The sequence below is a fragment of the Streptosporangium lutulentum genome, assembly GCF_030811455.1.
GTDB classification, from domain to species: domain Bacteria; phylum Actinomycetota; class Actinomycetes; order Streptosporangiales; family Streptosporangiaceae; genus Streptosporangium; species Streptosporangium lutulentum.
Genome location: NZ_JAUSQU010000001.1, coordinates 7471346 through 7485886, shown reverse-complemented (window position 1 = coordinate 7485886; position 14541 = coordinate 7471346). Strand labels below are relative to the sequence as shown.

Here is a 14541-nt window from a genome sequence, read left to right as displayed (position 1 = left end):
ACGTATCCATTGATAGTCGATATGGCAAGCGAGCCCCAGTCGACGGGACGTCCCAGCGAACCCGTGAGGTTTCGGCACTACCTGACGCAGGTTCACGCGAACATGTGCGCTTTGGAGAAAGTTTCGTTGGAGGCGATCGCGACGCTGCTTTTCTCCTCGCGTTCGGTCAGAACCTGAAACAGCAGTTCGGCGCCGCGCCGGTCGAGTTCCATGTAGCCCAGCTCGTCAATGCAGAGCAGGTCGACGCGGCCGTAGCGGTTGATGGTTTTGGTGAGCTGACGGTCGTCGGCGGCCTCGACGAGTTCGTTGGCGAGTTTGGAGGCCAGCACGTAGCGGACCCTGAAGCCGGCCATCGCCGCGGCCGAGCCCAAGCCGATCAGCAGGTGCGACTTACCCGTCCCGGAATCGCCGATCAGACACAACGGGGCGCCTTTGCTGACCCATTCGCAGTTCGCCAGGGTGTTGATGATGGCGGGTTCAATGTGAGGGTTGGCGTCGTAGTCGAAGTCCTTGAGCCATTTCGGGCGGGGGAAGGCGGCGGCGCGCAGCTGGCGTTCAGCGCGGCGGCGGTCTCGCTCATCGCATTCGACCATGAAGAGTTCGGCCAGAAATCCCCGGTAGGTCAGTTGCTCACGCTCGGCCCGGTCGGCTAGCTCAGCGAACTGGCCGCGGATGGCTGGCAGGCGCAGCACTCGGCAGGCGGTGTCGATCGCGGCCTCGGCGGCGGGTTCGGTGATGCCCCGGTTGCGGGTCATGACGCGCTCTCCTGGTGGGTGTCGGGCTGATGGCAGGTGTTCGGCGCTGGGCGGCGCAGCAGCTGGTCGTAGGCGTCCACGCTGGGCAGCGGACGAGTGTCGGGGGGAAGATCAGCCAGGCGTTTGCGGGTCAGACTGCTCACCTGGAGGCTTTGGGCCGTGACCGTCGTGGCCGGTGCGCTCAGGCGGGCGATGCCCGGAGTGGGGCGGCCGGTGCCACGGGCGTCGGCGGCCTTGCGGGCCTCCACCGCGATCACGTCGGCGGCGAACGAGCCGACCGACAACGCCGCGCGGATCCCGGCGATGACGTCGGCGTCGTCCATGGTGCGGTGCAGTAACAACACCTCGATTAGCGCGCGGGTCGCGCCGGGTTCGCCCAGCGAGCGCCGAGCTGCTGACCATAGGGCGTCGTGGGCGTCGGTGAACGCGCCGCCGGCGCGGGCCACCTCCAATGCGACCGACTCGGCCAACGCCCCGGGTTTGCGCATCAACGCCTCCAGATAGTGGTCCAACACAATGGTTTCGGTGCCCTTGCCGGCCAGCCGTTCATGCCGGGCGATCTCGTGGTGCCGGTCGTAGATGATCAGCTGGGAGGCGTGCAGCATCACCCGCACCGTGCGGCCGATCAGATGAATCGGGACCGAGTAGCGGCAGCAGCGCACCGTGATCTGGCCATAGCGGTCAACGCGGGGCGTTAGCAGCAGCGCGGTAGAGAAATGATCGTCGGGCAGCGTGCGCAGGAGCGGCGCCTCGATCGCGAAGTTCTGAGCGATGGTGCGCAGCCGCGCCCCGATCCGGCGGCCGTCTTCGAGTTGCTCGAAGTGCTCGATCCGGGCGTTGAGCTCGGCCAGGCTGTCCACCTCTGGCACCGGCGACAGGTAGTTGCGGCGAAAGTAGCCGATCTGGCCTTCCACCCCGCCTTTCTCATGAGCGCCCTCGATGCCGCGTTCGCAGTAGAAGGCCTCGCAGCGGTAGTGCGAGCGAAACAGCCGCCAGCGGGGGTTTTCCACCCGGGCCCGGCCGCGGAAGAGGACCTTGGTCACCGCCGAGGTCAGATTGTCGTAGCGGATGTGCCGGGTTGGGGTGCCCCTCCCTGCCAAAATGGACAGAGGTAGCAAGTAGGCATAAAACTCTGTATCGAGGGCGGGGAAGGAGACATCCCTTCGTGGAAGCAAGCAAGCTGGATCCGCAAATCCCTGACCCGCAGGTGCGTGAGCGGGCTGCGGTCCGCCGATACACCGCGGCCTACAAGGCCCGGATCCTGGCGGAGTACGACCAGCTCGACAAGGCCGGCAAGGGCGCGCTGATGCGCCGGGAAGGCCTGTACTCGTCGTTGATCTCCAGTTGGAAGACAGCCCGAGACCATGGCGCGAGCGAGGCTCTGGCCCGGCCGGTCGGCCGCCCCAAGGCCGATCCACGCGATAAGAAGATCGACACGCTGGAGGGCGAGGTTGAGCGGCTGCGCGCCGAACTCGACAAGACCCGCCAAGTGATCGAGGTGGGGCCTTCACCCCGAGGTGTGGACATCTTGAGTGCCAGATCATAGAGATCTGGAGACCAAGGAGTTCCTCGTGGCCATGAAGGCCTACTCAGTTGAGTTCAAGACAGACGCCGTCGCGTTGTATCTGTCGGACCCGTCGCGGACGTACGCGTCGGTGGCCAAGGACCTGGGCGTCAACCGTGAGACGTTGCGCCTGTGGGTGCACCAGGCGCGGTCTGCCGGCACTGCTCCGAAGACGGGCTCGGTGAAGAGGCCGCCGACGGGATTGGTAACCTCCGGCAACGTGCTGGAAGAGGAGAACAAGCAGTTGCGGGCCCGGATCCGGGAACTGGAGCTGGAGCGCGAGATTTTGCGGCGGGCGGCCAAGTATTTCGCCGGGGAGACGAACTGGTGAGTCGCTTCCAGTTCGTTGCCGATCACCGTGACGCCTTCGGGGTGAAGCGACTGTGCCGAGTGCTGGAGGTCTCCCGGTCGGGGTTCTATCGGTGGGTGGCCGCCACACCGGCGAGGGCGGTGCGGACGGCGGCCGACGCTGCGCTCGCGGCGGAGATCAGGCAGATCCACGCCGACTTCGATGGCACCTACGGCAGCCCGCGGGTGACTGCCGAGCTGCGCGATGCGGGCCGGCGGGTCAATCACAAGCGGGTGGCGCGGATCATGCGGGTCTTCGGCATCGTCGGGCTGCATCTGCGTAAGAGGGTCCGCACCACGGTGCCCGAGCCCTCCCATCAGAAGATGCCCGACCTGATCAAGCGGGACTTCACCGCGGCCGCGCCGAACCAGCGGTACGTGGGCGACATCACCTATCTGCCCGTCGGTGAGGGACAGTTCTTGTATCTCGCGACGGTGCTGGACCTGCATTCACGTCGCCTGGCTGGTTGGTCGATCGCCGATCACATGCGCACCGAGCTGGTGACCGACGCGCTGCGGGCAGCCGCCGCCACGCGGGGTGGTGACCTGGCCGGGGCGGTCTTTCACTCCGATCACGGGGCGCAATACACCTCCGCCGACTTCGCCGCCGTGTGCAAGGAGTTCGGTGTTCGCCAGTCGATGGGCGCCGTCGGGACAAGCGCGGACAACGCTGCCGCCGAGGCGTTCAACGCCACTCTCAAACGCGAGACGCTGCAGGGCGCCAAACGCTGGTCCTCGGCCCGCCAGGCTCGCCTGGAGGTCTTCAAGTGGATCACTCGCTACAACACCCGAAGGAGGCACTCCAGCCTGAACTACCTCAGCCCGATCACCTACGAGCAGCGGTCCGATAGGGTCCTGCTCGCCGCATGACAGCTGGTGTCCACATTTTGGGGCCAAGGCCCGATGGCTGATCACTACCGCACTGAGCTCATCAAGGACGCGATCCGGATGGCGGCCGGCACTGGGTTGCTCCAGTCAGGCGCCGTTTTCCACTCCGACCGCGGCTCGAACTGCACCTCAGATGAGTTCGGCCGGTTCCTGACCGGCTTAGGAATCCGTCGCTCGGTCGGCCGCACCGGTGTCTGCTATGACAACGCGATGGCCGAGTCGTTCTTCGCCGCGATCAAGAACGAATGGCTCCACCGCTTCGTCTTCACCACCCGAGCCAAAGCGAAACGGCAGGTCATCCGCTACATCGAAGGGTTCTACAACCAGCGGCGCCTGCACTCGGCGCTCGGCTACCGGACGCCGCTTGAAGTGCTCAACGAGTCCCTTTCATCCCAACCAGCCGCATAGGCTACGCCCATAAGGCGGCTGTCCGGAATCATCGTGGCCCCCCAGTTTGGGTGGAGGCTCTGGTGTCGTGCTCGTTGGGTGTCCGTCAGAAGGGCGATCACAGCGTATTCGCGTGGTCGTCACCATAAGGTCGGTTTTTCGCGCATCGTCGACGGTCCGCAGGTCTCGGGGGTCACAGATGAGGGAAACCGCTTCAGAACGGCCTCCTGAGTGGATCAGCCCTTGGCCTCCCGACCAGTGTCATATCGCGCAGATGACGCGGGAAAGTGATCCGGGCTCGTGGCGAAGAGTAGATGACAGTTGACCATCTCACTCGGAGGCACTCGCATGAGAGAGACGAGTACTTGACCGCCGAGATGCGCGAGCAGGTGAATGACGCCGAGCTTGTCGATCGGTTCCAGCGGGATCCAGAGCTGTTCACGGCCGTCTACGACCGCTACTTCCGCGACATCTACCTGTATGCGGCCGGACGCCTGGACGTGCAGGCGGGCGAGGACATCGCCGCGGAGACGTTCTGCGTGGCCTTCCGTGACCGTGAACGGTTCAACCCCGAACGCGGCAGCCTGCGGCCCTGGTTATTCGGTATCGCCACCAATCTGATGGCTCGGCATCGGCGTAAGGAAGCGCGCCATTACCGGGCACTGGCTCGTGTGAGGGTCGAGCCCGTGCCTGACAGCCACGAGAACCGCGTCATCAGCTCGGTGACCGCCGAGCGCATGAAGCCGCAGTTGGTCAAGGCCCTTGCCGCACTGAACCAGGGTGAACGCGACGTCGTCATGCTCGTGTCCTTGGGTCAGCTCAGCCACCAGGAGGTGGCCGAGGCGCTCGGTGTCTCCTACGGCACGGTCGGCTCCCGGCTCAGCCGGGCACGCAAAAAGCTCCACAACGCGATCGATCAGGAGGCTTTCCATGGATGATCTGCATGAGATCGGCACCCTGCTGGCCAAGCCGGAGCCGTCGCGTGACGTGATCGACCGCCGCCGACACCAGCTGCAGAACGCGATGCGCCGTACCCCAGTCCGTAGGCGCAGGATCGGCTGGCTGACAGGCGGTCTGGCACTAACCGCCGTCGCTGCGGCCGTCGCGGTCGTGGTCGCCTCGGGTGCGACGTTGCCCACCGGCTCCCCCGGCGGCCCGCCGGTCGCGGCGCAGCAGCAGTCCGCCCGGCAGGTTCTGCTCGTGGCCGCCGCGATCGCAGAGCGGATCCCGGAGGGATCCGGTAAGTACTGGCACGTCACGGTGACGCGCAAGGACGATAACGGCAGGGTCTCCGAGAAGCGCCGGGAAGAGTACTGGTTCCAGCGCAACGGTCAAACCTGGATCAGGGGCCTGGGGCTGAAGGGAGAAGGAAAGATCCAACACTTCACAGGGCCGCAGCCGTTCCGGCTGGGGCCGCTCGAGACAAGTTTTGAGAAGCTCCGGAAGTTGCCGACTGATCCGGCCGCGTTACAGGCCGCGTTGCGGACTGAGATCGCCGATGGTGTGCGGCGCGGCGATATCAGAACGAGCGCCGGCGAGCCATCCGCAGATGACCGGAACGACTTCGTCTTCGAAGCGCTGACCTCCCTAATCAGCCAGGTGCCGGTCTCGTCGGAGGTCCGTGCCGCGGCCTTCCGGGCGATCGCCTCGCTGCCGAACGTCCAGAGCCTCGGTGCGGTCGAGGGCGGGCATGGCCTGCAGGTCTCCTTGTCATCGGAGCAGGTCAGGTTGGTCGTCGATCCGGAGACTTCGTGGGTGCGTGACACGAACTTCTATGTTCCCCAAGGCGGAGGGCGGCTTTTCCTCATGGACGGAACCGCATCGATCGTCGCCGAGTGGACGGACCACCTGCCCGAGTAGCCCCGGACGCCGACCGGCCGCGCGTGGGACTCGTGTGAGCACGCCCGCTCATGCGAGTCCCCAATGCCCGGCGTCCGGAACTGGACGCATGGGCCCCTGGCGTCCAGCGAAGGCACTCCCGCTCCGGGATGACTACCAGGGCGAAAGGTGGTGGGATCGCGCGGGACGGTGATCTCCACCGGCCCGACCTCGGTCAGCACCATCTTGGACCGGGTGCCGTTGCGGGAGTTACCCGCCCCGCGCCCAGCCGGATCGTGCTTGTCGTAGCCGAGGCGGTCGGTGATCTCACCTTCCAGCGCCGACTCCTCCCGCCAGTTTGGTCAGCCGGCCCAGCAGGTCGTTTTCGCCCACCAACTCCAGTCCATCGGCCCGCGCCTGGCCGACCAGCCTGGCCATCAGCTCCCGATCCGACGCTTCACGATCGTCTCGCCGCGCCACTGCGGTCTCCTCCAGGTCCATGTCTACGGATGCCTGGATCTCAGTACTCATCAGGTGTTTCCTCCTTGATCGGGAATTACACCGTTTTTTCTCCCTCTGAGCTGCCTGACGGCCGCGGTGAGGCTTCAACAGGATCACGGTCTCGTCGCTCGCGTAGGAACAGCGCGCATACGGAGCCGATCGCGAGAAGGGCGACGAGGAGAGTGAAGACGGCTCGGATGGTCGTGTCGTCGGCGAGCGCTCCGAGCGCGGGGGTGAGGAAGCCGCCGAGGGAGAGAGACAACCCCAGGGTCACGCCGCTGGCCGTGCCGATGTGTTTCGGCAAGTAGGCGTGCGAGAGCGTGATCTGCGGTGCGAACGGGAGGAACAGAGCGCAGCCGAGGACTGCTGCCGCGCAGACGACGGTCGCGGTGTTCGGTGCGAGGACGATCGCGAGGGCGGCGAGGGCGGCGATGAGGTAGCCGGCGCGGATGGTGTGCAGGCGGCCGAAACGGTCGGCGAACCATCCGCCGCCCAGGGTTCCGACGGCGCCGGCTGCGGGGAAGACGGTCAGGGCGAGCGATGCCGTTTCCGCGGTGACGTGGAAGCGCTGGATGGAATACAGGGACACGAACGAGGTCGTGCTGACGTAGGCGATGGACCAGAACGAGACGACCACGAGCAGCCAGACGAAGCGGCCCCAATCGTCTTTGGCCCCGGCGGTCGGTGCGGCGTTACTGACTGCCGCAGGCGCGGCGTGCGCGAGGGGTCCGCTGGGTTTGCGGTGAACGGCCAGGTAGACGACGGCGACGGCGATGGTGGGGATCGCCAGGAGCGGGGTGGCGTGCAGGCCGAGGACGCCGACGCTGGCACCGACGGCAACCGGGGCGAGGGCGACGCCGATGTTCCCGCCGACGGAGAAGGTGCTCATCGAACGATTGGTCCCGCCTCCGGCTTCTTTCGCGTCGATCGTCGCCGACGGGTGGTAGGCGGCGACTCCGATGCCGGACAGGGCGACGGCAGCCCAGGTCGTCCAATACGACGATGCGGTCAGGCCGCTGACGGCGACGCCCGCCGCGGCGGCGAGGAGCCCGATGAGGATCAGCGGGCGCAGCGGGTAGCGATCGCTGAGGTATCCGAACAGCGGCTGCGCGATGCTCGACAGTGAGGTCGCGGCGAGGGTGATTCCGGCGACGGCGGCGTAGTCGTAGTGCTGTTCGGAGACCAGGTACGGCAGGAGCGCGGCCACCGCTCCGGTGTAGAAGTCGTTGACTCCGTGGGTCACCACCAGAACCCAGAGCTTTGCGCGGCGGCTACGCGGCAAGGCGACAGCGGCCGTCACCACTCCGTCACCGCCCTGGTCGTTGCGTCGGCGCAGGCCGGCAGGGCTTGGCGGCACCGCTTCTGAAGAATGAAGGTGCTGAGAATCATGTGGCTGGGTTCCTTGACGACGATCGGCTTGCCGGGCCGCTGCTGACCGAAGGTAGACGTGGCTTCGGCTCGTGATCACGGCCAGGCCGAGATGGCTGGCGTCACGTAGTGGGCCGGGATGCTTGCCACAGTAGAACGAAATAACTCCTCAGACAAGCTGAGGTGTTTCATGCTTGGGCCACCCGCTTTTCGGAGCCTCAGACGTATCGTCTGCTGAGAACCTTGGACTACTCTGGAGCCATCACCTCAGACAAGTAGAGAAGTTGCCGATGCCATCACCAGTCCAGCGTCACCCGTTGGCGGCGCAGGCTGCCGACGTCCTACTGGAGCGCCTCCGAGCGGGCGAGTGGCCGCTCGGGCACAAGCTGCCCGGCGAAACCACGCTCGCGGCTCAGCTCGGCGTCGGCCGCTCAACCCTGCGCGAAGCGATCCGCGAACTGTCCGGAAAAGGAATTCTTGACACTCGTCAAGGCTCCGGGGTATTCGTCACCGCGCTCGACGTGCCCGAGAATCGCGATACCGTCCTACGGCGAGCGTCCATCGTGTCGGTGATCGAGGCCAGAATTGCGATCGAGGCCGAGGCTGCCGGCCTCGCCGCCGAGCGGCGCACACCCGCCGACCTACGAACGATGCGACGCGCGCTGATGGAGCGTCGTGCCGATGGGCAGAGCATTGATGAGCATGTCGACGCCGACATGGGCTTCCATCGCGCTGTGGTCCTCGCCGCTCACAACGACGTCTTCACAGAACTGTTCGACGGGTTCATCCCCCGCGTGCGCACCGCGATGATCGACATGCTCAAGATTCGACCTCTCGTCTCCGAAGAGGCCGATCACGCCCTGCACACGGCGCTTGTACAAGCCGTCGCAGACCGAGACCCACAGGCGGCTACCGAGTTCAGCCGCTCGCACCTGGCAGCTTTGAAGGGAGCGTTCGTATGACGGCAGCGATGTCTGGGCCGCTCCCCGTGGTGGAGTTGAGTGACGTGACGTTCCGTCGCGAGAGCAAAGAGATCCTGCACGGCATCACCTTCGCCGTACATGAGGGGGAGCACTGGGCTCTACTCGGGCCGAACGGCGCCGGAAAGAGCACCATTCTCGACTTCTGCGGCGCAGTCACGCACCCGACTTCGGGAGAGCAATCGTCAATACCTGTGGATCAAGATCTTTTAAGCGGCTGCGGATGGGACGTGGTCGTCGGGTCGTTCGACGAGCTTGCCGCCGGTGAAGGTCGCCCCGGCGCGGACCAGCGCGACCAGATGAGGGGCGTTGACCGCGCGCCAGCGGGCCTGGGCGGACTCGATCAGCTTGAACGCCATGGCCAGCCCGGCAGCGCGTGAGCCGGGCCCCTTGGTGACCTTGGTGCGGTGCCGGACGGTGGCGAAGGTCGACTCGATCGGGTTGGTCGTGCGTAGGTGCACCCAGTGCTCGGCCGGGAAGTCATAGAAGGCGAGCAGCTCCTCGAGGTCGTCGACCACCTTGGTCACGGCCTTGGGATACTTGGCGCCGTAGGCGGCCTGGAAGCCCTTGACCGCGGCCTGGGCATGGTTTTTGTCCTCGGCGTTCCAGATCTCGGCCAGGGCCTTCTTCGCTGCGGGGTGAGCGGACTTCGGCAGCGCCCCCAGCACATTAGCGATCTTGTGAAACCAACACCTCTGCTCTCTGGCCTGCGGAAACACCTCCCGAAGCGCGGACCAGAACCCCAGCGCACCGTCCCCCATCGCCAGCACCGGCGCCCGCATCCCGCGCCTTTTGGCATCGCGCAGCAGATCGGCCCACGACTCAGCCGACTCCCGATAGCCGTCGCTCAGCGCGACGAGTTCCTTGCGGCCATCAGCGCGCACCCCGATCATCACCAGCAGGCACAGCTTGTGCTCCTCCAGCCGGATGTTGACGTGGATGCCGTCGACCCACAGGTAGACGTAGTCGGCGCCGGACAGGTCGCGGGCGGCAAACGCGCGCTGCTCGCCCTTCCAGGTCTCGGTCAGACGAGTGATCACCGGCGCGGACAGGCCCGCGGTCGAGCCGAGGAATTGGCCCAGCGCGGGGATGAAATCGCCCGAGGACAGGCCGTGCAGGTACAACAGCGGCAACACCTCGCTGACCTGCGGGGTCTTACGCGCCCAGGCCGGCAGGATCGATGAGGAGAACCGCTGACGCTCACCCGTCTGCTCGTCGATGCGCTTGTCGTTGACGCGCGGGGCCGTGACCTCGATCGCGCCGGCCGCGGTGAGGATCTCGCGCGGCTGATGGGAGCCGTTACGCACCACCAGACGGCGACCGGCCGCATCGCGCTCGTCAGCGAAGGCGGCGATGTAGGCGTCCACCTCGGCCTGCAACGCGGCGGCCAGCATCTTACGGGCGCCCTCACGGACGATCTCATCGATCAACGAGGAGGCGGCGGCCGTCGATGAGCTGTCGTCAGCGGGCGGTTCGGGCACTACGGTGAGCGGCACGGGTGTGCCTTCCCGACCGACGCGCCAACGTCGGCCTTATCTCGAAACCATCATCGGATGATCCGGGAAGGTACACCCCTCCCCGGCAGATCCACAGGTTTCGATCATTGCTCCTTCGGGAACTGTTCACGTCCTCGGCAAGCAACTCGGCCGGGTCGAGTTGCAAGCGCTCCGCCGCTCAATCGGCCATGTGAACCCGCGTCATCCGCTGCGGTCACCGCTGACCATCCGCGAGGTCATCCTGACGGGCATCACCGGGTCGATCGAGACCCCGCTGAGGTGGCATCCTCAGCCCAGCGACCTTGCCCAGGCCGACTCTCTTATCGACACCCTGGGTCTTGCGGGAAAGGCAGATGAGAAGTGGCCCACCCTGTCCCAAGGAGAACGCGGGCGAGTCCTCATCGCTCGCGCCCTCATCTGCAACCCACGGTTGCTTCTCCTCGACGAACCGTCGACTGGCCTCGACGTCGCCGCACGAGAACAACTCCTTGAGACGATCGACCTGCTCGACAGCACCCATCCCGACATCGCATCCATTCTCGTCACCCACCATCTCGAAGAACTGCCGACCACGACGACCCACGCTCTGCTGATCACTGACGGGCGGGTGGTCACTTCCGGCGCAGTGCGGGCAGCCGTCACAACGGAGAACGTCTCGGCTGCCTTCAATCACCCAATCAACGTCCAGCACCAGGACGGCAGATGGACTGCAAAGGCACGGCGCCATGGCCCATCGGGGGTCGGGTCTGGGTATGTCAACTGGCCGTTGAAGGACGCCTCACGCCCCCCATCAGGGCCGGATCCGAAGACCTGCGCATCGGGGCCGAGGGTTGCGTCTACGGGTGTGGTGTAAGTGTTTCCGCTGGTGGAGGCGTGGCGTCGTGAAATGAGTACGGCCATCGCGTGATCCTTTGGGAAGGTCTTGTCGGAGCCGCGGGTCACAGGGGTCAGCCTGCCATGAAGTGCTGGACCCCCAGCGATGTGGGAGCCAACCTGGGAGCCAACGGACCGTACGGTCTCGGACCGAGCTGGACTGATATGAACAGGCGGATCGTGAGCGACCTGCGTGGCGAACTGGTCTGAATGCTCTTGGGCGTCGTTTGGGGATCTACGGATCAGAAGGTTGGGGTGTCGAGTACCTCCGGCTGCACAGCTCAGGAAGGCCCCTGAACAGGGTATTACGCCGTCAGGGGCCTTCCTGGTTTCCAGATCGTTCGGGCTTCTTGCCAACACCCTTGATAACAGGGTGGTTCCCGCTGCTTTCCGATCTCTTGTACGGAGTGGGCGAGCAGTCCATGGCCGCGTAGATGACCGACTCCGCCCGCCATTGTGGATCTTGATGACGGGCGGAGTGAGCACGCCGCCATAGGTCGGCCTGGTGGTGTCCATCCGCTCACAGATGTCGATAAGCCTTGTACTTCCCCGTGAGCGAGGCGGCGGCGGCCTCCGCGACGTCTTCCCGGGATCCTGTGGCGCATGTGGTGAGGAAGGCGTGCACGGGCGGTCCCTGCCAACCCGCCGCCGCCACAGCAGGCCAGAAACGGAGTCCGTCCTCAGGTAGTCGAGGGGCCAGAAAATCGAGGATTCGTCCGATGGTCTTGTCGTCGGGAACCATACGCAGTATCGCCATCGCACGGAAAGCCCCGTCGACGAGCCGGTCGTTGCCGGTGTTGAGGCACCAAAGAATTGGAGTGGAGTCGTTGTCGTCCTCCGAGTCCAACCGAACGAGTGCATCCCCGATCGCTGTATAGACCGTGGTGGCCTTGAGCGGGTGACGCGCGAGTTCGTAGAGATACGGCACCGCTGCTCGATGATCGCAAGCACCGAGCGCCATCACCAGGTGGTAGAGGGTCTCCCAAGCCCGAGGACCCTCGATTTCACGCCGCAACGCTTCCAGCAACGCCGGCCCCGCCTCTGGGTCGGCGAGTTTTTGCAGCCGCTTGGCTCCTGACTGCCGGCGAGCTGCCGCGCGATCGGCAAGTCGTCCGATCGCCTCGCCAAAGGTGAGCGCCACTGATTCTCCTTCACCAGTCGGTCAGCCAGCAGGTCCGTTATTCGTCCTCAATCACCCACGGCGCAGGCTGGCCTTCCCCTTCTATCGTGGAGATCTGACCTAAGGAGAAGGTTGGGTCGTGGGAGAGACCAGACGCAGGTTCGATCCGGAGTTCCGGGCGGGCGCGGTGCGCATCGTGCGGGAGACAGGAAAGTCGATCGCGCAAGTCGCCAAGGATCTGGGCATCAATGCGGGCACGCTGGCCAACTGGGTGCAGATGGACCGGCTGGCCCGCGAGCAGAACGCCGGCAGCGAGGAACTGTCCGGATCCGAGCGGGAAGAGCTCGCCAGGTTGCGCAGGCAGCGGGCGGAGTGGGCCAAGGAGCGCGCCGAGCTGGAGATGGAGCGTGATGTCCTCAAACGCTCCGTGGTCTTGTGGGTCAAGGAAGCGACGGGCCGGTAAGCGTGGCGGCCTTCATCAGCTCCCAGAAGACCGAGCACGACGTCCCCCACGCGGTGACCTGCCGGGCCTTGGGTGTCTCGCAGTCTTGGTACTACAAGTGGCGCGACCGGGCGCCAACGGCCCGCCAGCAGCGCCGCAAGGATCTCGACGCGGAGATTGCGGCGAAGTTCACCGCCTCGGGCGGCACCTACGGCAGCCCACGCATCACCCGTGACCTACACGAACAGGGATGGCGGATATCGGAGAACACCGTCGCGCAGCGCATGGCCGAGCTTGGCTTAGCCGGCAGAGCACCAAGGAGACGCCGATCGCTGACCCGGCAGGGCAAACGGCCTGCCGCCCCTGACCTGGTGCGGCGCTCGTTCACTGCGGTCGCGCCGGACGTGCTGTGGTGCGGCGATGTGACCGAGATCGTCACCGACGAGGGCAAGCTGTATCTGGCCACGGTCGAGGATCTGTTCTCCCGCCGGTTGCTGGGGTATGCGATGTCGGAGCATCACGATGCGGCGCTGACCATTGCCTCCCTGCAGATGGCCGCTGTCACCCGCGGCGGGAACGTCGACGGGGTGATCTTCCACACCGATCGCGGCAGCGAGTACACCGCTGCCCGCTTCCAAGCAGCCTGCCGGCATTGGGGCGTGGTCCAGTCGATGGGCCGGGTCGGCTGTGCACTGGACAACGCCGCCGCCGAGTCGTTCAACTCCACCCTCAAGGTCGAATACGTGCACCGACACCGCTTCCGCGCCCGGGCCGAAGCCCGGCTGAAGATCGCGACCTGGATCGCTGACTTCTACAACGCTCGCCGACGACACAGCGCCGCTGACGGGCTACCACCGATCGTCTACGAGCAGCAGATCATGACCGCTCGAATAGCCGCCAGAGCGAGGCTTCAGGAGGCCAGCGCCGCATAACCGAATCTCCACGTTTTCAGGGGATAGACAGGCCGCGAAGACCTTCGGGCCGCGTAGTGGCAGGGGAGACTGCCGGCATGTGCTCAGGTCGAGGCTGTCTCTGACCTTCGTCGGCTCGATCTATGGTGTCGTATGGTCGAAGATCGATGGTTCCCCCTTGACGATGATGATGAGCCCGATGAAGTTCAGGCTGCTTTCATCGACGCGCTGAGGGGGCGCGCAGCCTCATGGCCGCTGGCAGTCAACGACGTTGAGGTACTGCTTCCGGATTACATCGCGTACGGGTACGACCTCCAGCCAGGAGAAACGTCCTTCGGTAAGCTGCTGGTTTGCGCTGATCTTCCCGCCCCGGGATTCAACCTCAGTCTTTTGACGGTGGGTGCTTACCTCGATGGGTCGAAGATTCACGGCGACAAGCTCCACAACCAGGTGTTCACCCTTCCCGCAGAGCCCACGCCGCTTGCCTTCATAGGGTCCGGTAGCCCTGAGGAGCTAGCGGTGATCACAGGAGATTGGTTCGAAACCATCTGGAGACGCCCGGTCGTTCGCCATGAGTGGCTTCGGTCCGGACAGATCTACGCTGATAGATTTCTTTTCGCGGACACAGGCCAGGGTCTGAGCGAAGGCAGAGTCCATACCGCTGCCCTCGGGACGCCTGATCGCATTATCCATGTCCGAGGCGAATCAACCCTGTAACGGGTGACGCTGGCGCTTCCCCTTGTGGGCGGAGGGATGGGTGAGTGACCAACCGGGTAACAACGATCACGGACAGGGTTGGACTCCGGTGGATCACGACGGACCGTATGTCTTGGTCAGGGTCTCGTTCCGGTTGCCTTGCAAGCGAGATGTCACTGGTTCGAGCCTAGGATGTCCGCTTGCGAAAACGTTCATCACTTATGGCTCTCCTCGTCGAGCCTTGCTATCGGGCCACACGCTGACCAGATGACGATAGGGAGTCCGCGGGCGCGAGCGGTGCGGAGGCTCAGAAGGTTTAGAGCCCGGGTCCTCTCAGTCGCGTACCGGTAGCCGTGACCAGGGAACTGATCGGATAGATCGCTGACCTCGGCAG

The 14541-nt window shown here is 65.2% G+C and carries 15 protein-coding genes and 2 pseudogenes; 11 read left to right on the top strand and 6 right to left on the bottom strand.

Annotation, left to right across the window (positions count from 1 at the left end):
- Positions 1 to 92 precede the first annotated feature (92 nt).
- On the bottom strand, positions 93 to 755 hold the full coding sequence (locus tag J2853_RS33555; protein WP_307564713.1) for an ATP-binding protein: 663 nt from the start codon (positions 753 to 755) through the stop codon (positions 93 to 95).
- Positions 752 to 1798: a Mu transposase domain-containing protein gene (locus J2853_RS33550; RefSeq protein WP_307564712.1), complete on the bottom strand. Its 1047-nt coding sequence runs from the start codon at positions 1796 to 1798 to the stop codon at positions 752 to 754. Before J2853_RS33550 ends, J2853_RS33555 begins: the two co-directional genes overlap by 4 nt.
- A gap of 122 nt (positions 1799 to 1920) precedes the next feature.
- On the opposite strand from J2853_RS33550, the gene J2853_RS33545 reads away from it, so the two are divergent.
- The 5 genes from J2853_RS33545 (at position 1921) to J2853_RS33525 (ending at position 5802) form a co-directional block, all read left to right on the top strand.
- Positions 1921 to 2301 carry a hypothetical protein gene (locus tag J2853_RS33545; protein WP_307564711.1) on the top strand — a complete coding sequence of 127 codons (381 nt, stop codon included), beginning with the start codon at positions 1921 to 1923 and terminating at the stop codon, positions 2299 to 2301.
- Between the two features lie 25 nt (positions 2302 to 2326).
- Positions 2327 to 3537, top strand: a protein-coding gene (locus J2853_RS33540) for an IS3 family transposase (RefSeq protein ID WP_307568558.1) whose coding sequence is annotated in 2 segments (ribosomal slippage) — positions 2327 to 2636 and positions 2636 to 3537 — 1212 coding nt in all. Because the reading frame shifts where the segments join, the coding sequence is not laid out codon by codon here.
- Positions 3538 to 3570: 33 nt separating this feature from the next.
- A complete protein-coding gene (locus J2853_RS33535) occupies positions 3571 to 3963 on the top strand; it encodes an integrase core domain-containing protein (protein ID WP_307564710.1) in 393 nt (130 codons plus the stop codon).
- 344 nt (positions 3964 to 4307) lie between these two features.
- Entirely contained in the window at positions 4308 to 4880 is a 573-nt protein-coding gene (locus J2853_RS33530) for an RNA polymerase sigma factor (protein WP_307564709.1), read from the top strand.
- Positions 4873 to 5802 carry a CU044_5270 family protein gene (locus tag J2853_RS33525; RefSeq protein ID WP_307564708.1) on the top strand — a complete coding sequence of 310 codons (930 nt, stop codon included), beginning with the start codon at positions 4873 to 4875 and terminating at the stop codon, positions 5800 to 5802. The genes J2853_RS33530 and J2853_RS33525 overlap by 8 nt, the downstream gene beginning before the upstream one ends.
- 137 nt (positions 5803 to 5939) lie before the next feature.
- On the opposite strand, the pseudogene J2853_RS48170 reads toward J2853_RS33525, so the two are convergent.
- A pseudogene (locus J2853_RS48170) lies at positions 5940 to 6291 on the bottom strand (transposase); the annotation flags it as partial.
- Positions 6292 to 6316: 25 nt separating this feature from the next.
- Positions 6317 to 7504: an MFS transporter gene (locus J2853_RS33510; protein ID WP_307564706.1), complete on the bottom strand. Its 1188-nt coding sequence runs from the start codon at positions 7502 to 7504 to the stop codon at positions 6317 to 6319.
- 415 nt (positions 7505 to 7919) lie between these two features.
- Between J2853_RS33510 and J2853_RS33505 the strand changes: the two genes are divergently transcribed.
- Positions 7920 to 8591, top strand: a complete 672-nt coding sequence (locus tag J2853_RS33505) for a FadR/GntR family transcriptional regulator (protein ID WP_307564705.1) — start codon at positions 7920 to 7922, stop codon at positions 8589 to 8591.
- Positions 8588 to 8776: pseudogene (locus tag J2853_RS33500) on the top strand (ATP-binding cassette domain-containing protein); the annotation flags it as partial. The gene J2853_RS33505 and the pseudogene J2853_RS33500, both read left to right, overlap by 4 nt.
- 42 nt (positions 8777 to 8818) lie before the next feature.
- On the opposite strand, the gene J2853_RS33495 reads toward J2853_RS33500, so the two are convergent.
- Complete coding sequence (locus J2853_RS33495) at positions 8819 to 10090, bottom strand: IS256 family transposase (RefSeq protein ID WP_307568692.1); 1272 nt, start codon at positions 10088 to 10090, stop codon at positions 8819 to 8821.
- Positions 10091 to 10208: 118 nt separating this feature from the next.
- Between J2853_RS33495 and J2853_RS33490 the strand changes: the two genes are divergently transcribed.
- Positions 10209 to 10958, top strand: coding sequence for an ABC transporter ATP-binding protein (locus tag J2853_RS33490; RefSeq protein ID WP_307568914.1), 750 nt, complete (start codon positions 10209 to 10211; stop codon positions 10956 to 10958).
- A 540-nt stretch (positions 10959 to 11498) separates the two neighbouring features.
- On the opposite strand, the gene J2853_RS33485 is transcribed toward J2853_RS33490, so the two are convergent.
- The gene (locus J2853_RS33485; protein WP_307564704.1) at positions 11499 to 12119 is read right to left on the bottom strand and encodes a hypothetical protein; all 621 of its coding nucleotides are present in this window, start codon (positions 12117 to 12119) and stop codon (positions 11499 to 11501) included.
- A gap of 118 nt (positions 12120 to 12237) precedes the next feature.
- Here J2853_RS33485 and J2853_RS33480 point away from each other — a divergent pair, with 118 nt between their 5' ends.
- From J2853_RS33480 to J2853_RS33470, 3 genes are all read left to right on the top strand, one after another.
- The gene (locus tag J2853_RS33480) at positions 12238 to 12561 is read left to right on the top strand and encodes a transposase (protein WP_307556252.1); all 324 of its coding nucleotides are present in this window, start codon (positions 12238 to 12240) and stop codon (positions 12559 to 12561) included.
- 2 nt (positions 12562 to 12563) lie between these two features.
- Positions 12564 to 13472 carry an IS3 family transposase gene (locus J2853_RS33475; RefSeq protein ID WP_307556253.1) on the top strand — a complete coding sequence of 303 codons (909 nt, stop codon included), beginning with the start codon at positions 12564 to 12566 and terminating at the stop codon, positions 13470 to 13472.
- Between the two features lie 132 nt (positions 13473 to 13604).
- Positions 13605 to 14168 carry a hypothetical protein gene (locus J2853_RS33470; protein ID WP_307564703.1) on the top strand — a complete coding sequence of 188 codons (564 nt, stop codon included), beginning with the start codon at positions 13605 to 13607 and terminating at the stop codon, positions 14166 to 14168.
- The last annotated feature ends 373 nt before the right edge of the window (positions 14169 to 14541 follow it).

Coding starts and splice junctions, on each gene's coding strand:
- J2853_RS33470 (WP_307564703.1), top strand. CDS start 13,605: ATGGTCGAAGATCGATGGTTCCCCCTTGACGATGATGATGAGCCCGAT.
- J2853_RS33505 (WP_307564705.1), top strand. CDS start 7,920: ATGCCATCACCAGTCCAGCGTCACCCGTTGGCGGCGCAGGCTGCCGAC.
- J2853_RS33555 (WP_307564713.1), bottom strand. CDS start 755: ATGACCCGCAACCGGGGCATCACCGAACCCGCCGCCGAGGCCGCGATC.
- J2853_RS33535 (WP_307564710.1), top strand. CDS start 3,571: ATGGCTGATCACTACCGCACTGAGCTCATCAAGGACGCGATCCGGATG.
- J2853_RS33525 (WP_307564708.1), top strand. CDS start 4,873: ATGGATGATCTGCATGAGATCGGCACCCTGCTGGCCAAGCCGGAGCCG.